Source organism: Mesorhizobium sp. M1A.F.Ca.IN.020.06.1.1, assembly GCF_004023265.1.
Classification (GTDB): domain Bacteria; phylum Pseudomonadota; class Alphaproteobacteria; order Rhizobiales; family Rhizobiaceae; genus Mesorhizobium.
In genome coordinates this window covers 1-5,002 of record NZ_RZSR01000413.1, presented here as the reverse complement: position 1 = coordinate 5,002, position 5,002 = coordinate 1, and the positions used below count along the sequence as shown (strand labels likewise).

General features: G+C 62.7%; 4 protein-coding genes and 3 pseudogenes. 3 read left to right on the top strand and 4 right to left on the bottom strand.

What is annotated here, in order from left to right:
- Nucleotides 1-36 precede the first annotated feature (36 nt).
- Together EOA60_RS18435 and EOA60_RS39085 are read left to right on the top strand one after the other, a co-directional pair.
- A complete protein-coding gene (locus tag EOA60_RS18435; RefSeq protein ID WP_066992433.1) occupies nucleotides 37-291 on the top strand; it encodes a hypothetical protein in 255 nt (84 codons plus the stop codon).
- An 87-nt stretch (nucleotides 292-378) separates the two neighbouring features.
- Nucleotides 379-564 (top strand): annotated as a pseudogene (locus tag EOA60_RS39085) (GGDEF domain-containing protein); the annotation flags it as partial.
- A 150-nt stretch (nucleotides 565-714) separates the two neighbouring features.
- On the opposite strand, the gene EOA60_RS18425 reads toward EOA60_RS39085, so the two are convergent.
- Together EOA60_RS18425 and EOA60_RS18420 are read right to left on the bottom strand one after the other, a co-directional pair.
- Nucleotides 715-891 (bottom strand): hypothetical protein, encoded by a 177-nt coding sequence (locus EOA60_RS18425; protein ID WP_082953673.1) that lies wholly within the window; start codon nucleotides 889-891, stop codon nucleotides 715-717.
- A gap of 354 nt (nucleotides 892-1,245) precedes the next feature.
- A pseudogene (locus EOA60_RS18420) lies at nucleotides 1,246-1,563 on the bottom strand (ABC transporter ATP-binding protein); the annotation flags it as partial.
- Between the two features lie 279 nt (nucleotides 1,564-1,842).
- Between EOA60_RS18420 and EOA60_RS18415 the strand changes: the two are divergent.
- Nucleotides 1,843-2,235, top strand: a complete 393-nt coding sequence (locus tag EOA60_RS18415; RefSeq protein WP_095825347.1) for a hypothetical protein — start codon at nucleotides 1,843-1,845, stop codon at nucleotides 2,233-2,235.
- A gap of 96 nt (nucleotides 2,236-2,331) precedes the next feature.
- Here the strand turns inward: EOA60_RS18415 and EOA60_RS18410 are convergent.
- Nucleotides 2,332-2,865 (bottom strand): annotated as a pseudogene (locus EOA60_RS18410) (purine-nucleoside phosphorylase).
- A 159-nt stretch (nucleotides 2,866-3,024) separates the two neighbouring features.
- Nucleotides 3,025-5,002, bottom strand: a 1,978-nt coding sequence (locus tag EOA60_RS18405; RefSeq protein ID WP_164899389.1) for a PAS domain-containing sensor histidine kinase, incomplete at its 5' end; no start/stop codon positions are given.

The window sequence follows — 5,002 nt, the reverse complement described above, 5'->3', positions numbered from 1 at the left end:
GCCACATCCCGCAGCGTCGGAAAGGAGCGAGGGAAGATGGCCGTCATCCTCGGTGCGTTGCTTACCATCGCAGGCGTCGTCTACATGGCAGGCGCCACTTTGAGGCGCGGACGCCTGAGTGACCCGGCATCTACAGCGCCGGACCGTCCGGCGCCGAACCTGGCAACACCAGGCCCCACACTGGAGCCGCGGCGACGCGGACTCCGTTTCCTCGGCCTGTCTCAGAATTGGCCAGGTCTGGTGATGATGGCAGTCGGCATCATACTGCTGTTGTCGGTGTTCGTCCTCTGACCTTACGGAATGTCGGAGTCTTCACCGCTGTGAAGGGCGTCGCAGAAGAGTTGTCAGGAATCTTCGCCCGAACGATGTGGCCGCCGCATGGGCGGCGAGGAGTTCGCGCTGGTGCTGAAGCGCACCTTGCCGGAGATGGTCGAGGCGGCGGCCGAACGGATCAGAACCGCGTTCGCGGTCCGAACCTTCGAAACCGACACGGGTCGGATGAGATGCACGGTGAGTGCCGGCTTCACCTTCGGCAGCGGGAAACGCATGAGCTTCGACAAGGTGCTCAGCGCGGTCGACACGGCGCTTTTCGCGACCAAGCGCGACGGCCGCAACCGCGTGCTCGACACCCGCCGCTGCGCTTGGAAGCTCAGGGCAATCTCAGGAAAAGTGCGGTTTCCGTCCGGAACGGTTAAAGTCTTGCGGCTCAGGCCGTCAATGGTGCCCGATTACTTCGTTATAGGCGTCGAGGTCGACGTAAAAAACCTTGGTTATTTCGCCGAGCAGATCATCCTCGTCGTAGCCCTGCGACATCAGGATGTTGATCGCCGTCATGATATCGACGCGCTCGGTCAGCCGCCGCTTCTGATAGTCCTCGACAAAACGTTCCATCGCCTTCCCCTGGCAAGCTTTTGTTGGACGCATCGACCGACAATCACTGCGGGGAAAGCTAGGCGAGCTTGCTTGCGCGGACCTTGCGGGCGGAGCCCGCGCCATCCCCCTTCATCTCGACTGATACGGAAAGAGCGCGACTCACCAAGGCCATGCAAAGACTAGCATGCGCTATTGGCCACACCAGAGCCGTCGAACACTTCGTCATCCTTCCGCGTAACGACGCGAACCGAAGCGAAGACCCAAGGATCCATTCCGTTACTAGCAAGCGTCATCAACGGTGCATAATCAGCAATGATCTAGGCGTCCGCACGAGGAATCTATTCTGCATCGCGAGACCGGCGACGGCGTGCGTAGCTTCGGCCGCATCACCAGCGCCCGCCCGAGTGGCGAGTTGCCGCTGGTCACCGCACAGGTCGCCGCCGCGCCGCGAAGGCATCTGCCTCAGCACCGCAAACACCTCGAAGACATGCGAAGGAATGTTGCGGTCGCCGCGCTGAAGCGGCGCGAAGCGGGACTTCAGATTTTCGAGGACCGTGAGCAGCGGAGAGATCTTCCTGCCCTGCGGCACGATGCGATGCCCGACCGGGCGCGGTCATACGCCGCGCTCCGGTCGAGCGCCTTCCCCTCGAAGGCAACCCTTCCGCTCGGCAACCGGTGATGGTTGACGATCCGATCTCATCAAACTTGGTTGCAAGCGACGTGCCAAACGCGGACGCATGCGGGGATCAGGAGAAATAGTCATAAATACAAACGTTTAGCGCTTGAGAAGCGAATAAAACGACGCCGATCAAGCACCCTGGGTTTGAGAAAACGTTGCGCAGCTCTGCCTAGATTTTGCCCAAATCATAAAATGCCCAATGCTTAATCTCGTCTCCGTGCCGGCACTCGCCGGCCAGTTGCGGGGCAGCGGCAAAATGGGGCAAGGTCGCCGCCGAAATGAGCGACCGCATGGCCTTCCCGATTCGCATTCTTCTGAGCTTGCTGCTTCTTGCGTCGGCCGTGGGCAAGGCCGGCGCGGACTTCGCCGAAGGCAAGCTTCCGGACGGCGTCTATCATTGCGAGGTCTATCTGCTCGGCCTCTTCATCAATCTCGGCGACATCACCATCAAGGGCAATGTCTATAGCGGCCCAGTGACCTTCGGCACGTCGGGAACCTACAACTACCAGATGGACGCCAATGGCGAGATCAGCTGGCTCGGCCCGCTCGGCGGCTATACGAGCGGCGGCAACTCGATCTCGCTGACACAGGCGACGCTCGACGATCCAGGCGCTCCCTCCTTCGACATCATCATGAAGCAGCAGGACGGCGCCTTTACCGCCTCCACCTGCACGAAACATTGATCGAACAAGGAACTTCGCTTCGATGCTGCGCACAACCTACCGCTTTATCTGCGGGTCGCCGGCCGACAGCCGAGGGGCAGTTGAAGCGGAAACCGCCTAAGCAGTGACCGCGACTTCCAGCGCCAGGCGGGTCATGTCGGTGAACAGCGCCTGGCGTTCGGAATACTCGGTCTGCTCGTCGGCGGCGACGTGGTCGACCACGGTCAGCAGCGATAGGGCGCGCGCGCCGAACTGCGCCGAGATGCGGTAGAGCGCGCTGGTTTCCATGTCGACCGCCAGCGCGCTCTACCGCATCTCGGCGCGCACGGCGCTTGAAACGACCAAGCCCCGCAGCGGAACGTCGTCCGACAATGCGCCGCATGTTCCTGTGCGGATCAGCGTCTTCACGCCATGATAGTCCAGCAACTCATGGGCATAGATCAGGAAAGAAGAGACGCCGATGCCGGTTGCCTGGATGCTGACCGGCTTACCGCGGAAACGGCCAGTGAAGCCGAGGGCGCCCCGACGGAGATTGATGCAGCGCGGCGCCTCCAGAAAAGTTTGCGCCATCCACTGCGCGCGCTCGGGGTCGCCCGGCAGCAGCACCGTTTCGGCATAATCTCCCCTGCCCGCCTCGATGTGCGGCGTCACGCGCTATCACCCCCATGACAGGACCCATCCGATCGCCATCATGGCAGGCTCGCTGCAATGTGCAAGCGGTAGCTGTTTAAGACATGTCGCCTAAAAGGGCGCAGCGCTTTTGGGGAAACGACCTGCATCAAGCAATGATCTGAAGCGCGTCGATGCGCTTTAAGATTCCAGCACGTCTTTGACGATCGTCGCCAGTTGCTTGAGCGAGAATGGTTTGGGCAGGAAGCCGAAATGCGCGTCGGCCGGCAGGTTTTTGGCAAAGGCGTCCTCGGCATAGCCGGAAACGAAGACGAATTTTATGTCCGGCTGGCGCTTGCGCAATTCGCCGAGCAGCGTCGGCCCGTCCATTTCCGGCATCACCACATCGGACACGACGATGTCGACCTTGCCGCCGAGTGCCTCGAAGACCTCCAGCGCCTCGACGCCGGAGGAAGCCTCGTGAACGGTGTAGCCGCGCGAAGTCAGCGCCCTCACGCCGCCCATGCGAACGGCGTCCTCGTCCTCGACCAGAAGCACGGTCGCCGAACCTGAGAGGTCCTTCGCCGTGTCGGCCGGCTTGGCTGGAGCTGCCGCCGCCGCAGTGTCGGCAGATTCGCTCGCCTTCTTCACCTCCGTCACGTGACGCGGCAGGAAGATCCGGAACACCGTGCCCTTGCCGACTTCGGAATCGCAGTAGATGAAGCCGCCGGTCTGCTTGATGATGCCATACACCATCGAGAGGCCAAGGCCCGTTCCCTTGCCGACCTCCTTTGTGGTGAAGAACGGCTCGAATATCTTCTTCAGCACCTCCGGCGCGATGCCGCTGCCCGTGTCCTCGACCTCGACCAGCACATAATCGGCCGGGATAAGCTCGCGATACGGGAACGATTTGCACTCGTCGGCCATGACGTTGCGGGTGCGCACGGTAAGATCGCCGCCGGTGGGCATCGCATCGCGCGCGTTGACGGCGAGATTGACTACCACCTGCTCGAATTGGCCGATGTCGACCTTGACCGGCCACAGATCGCGCCCGTGATCGATCTTCAGCCTGATATCGTTGCCCACCAGGCGGGCAAGCAGCATGCGCAGATCGGCAAGCACATCGGTCAGGTTGAGAACTTCCGGCCGCAAGGTCTGCTTGCGCGAGAAGGCGAGCAATTGCCTGACGAGCGACGCCGCGCGGTTGGCGTTCTGCTTGATGTTCATGATGTCGGGGAAGGACGGGTCCGACGGCCGGTGGTTGGTGAGCAGGAGGTCGGACGCCATGATGATGGCGGTGAGCACGTTGTTGAAGTCGTGCGCGATGCCGCCGGCAAGCTGGCCGACCGCCTGCATCTTCTGGCTCTGCGCCATCTGGCCCTCGAGCGCCTTCTGCTCGGTAGTCTCGACGGCGTAGACGATGGCCGATTCCTCCGCACCCTCGCCACCGGCGCCGTCGGCGACGGCATTCACGTAGAAGCGGATGTGGCGCTCCTCATGCCCGGGCAGCAACGAGTCGATCGGCTCGATATTGGCCTGCCGCTGCCGCGCCTTCTCGAAGGCGGCGGCGAAGGCCGGCCGGTCGCGTTCATGCACCACGCTCTCAAAACGCACACGCCGGTCGACAGCGTCCCGGTCGACGACGGACGAAAACAGCGACAGGAACGGCGCATTGGTGCGCAGGATGCGCCCGCCGGCATCGACGCCGGCTATCGCCATCGGCGTCGAGTTGAAGAAACGCGTGAAGCGCACCTCCGAGGCGCGCAGGTCGGCGGACGCGTCCTCACCCTGGGTGCGGTTGAGCACGATGGTGCGCGTCGGCCCGTTCACTCCTTCGCGGCTCGCCGAAACGCGGTGCATGAAGCGGACCGGCAGTGCCTGGCCGCTCATTGTCGTCAGATCAAGGTCGATGACGGCGTTGCGCGTGGCGCCGGGATCAGCCTTGACCGAGCGGACGAGCGCCATGCCGTCGCCGGCAACGATCTCCGGCAGCGTGACCGCGCCCGGGGTGAAGCTGGCAAGGTCGATGCCCAGCCATTCGGCAAGCGTCGCATTGATATAGGTGACGCGGCCTTCCTGGTCGGCCGAGAAGAAGCCTGCGGGCGCGTGGTCGAGATGGTCTATCGCCTTTTGCAGGTCGAGGAAGAAACGCTCCTGTTCCGCCCGCTCCTGCGAAATG

What these genes read in the sequence shown, in the direction of transcription:
- EOA60_RS18435 (WP_066992433.1), top strand. Translation starts at nt 37, where the DNA reads ATGGCCGTCATCCTCGGTGCGTTGCTTACCATCGCAGGCGTCGTCTAC.
- EOA60_RS18425 (WP_082953673.1), bottom strand. Translation starts at nt 891, where the DNA reads ATGGAACGTTTTGTCGAGGACTATCAGAAGCGGCGGCTGACCGAGCGC.
- EOA60_RS18415 (WP_095825347.1), top strand. Translation starts at nt 1,843, where the DNA reads ATGGCCTTCCCGATTCGCATTCTTCTGAGCTTGCTGCTTCTTGCGTCG.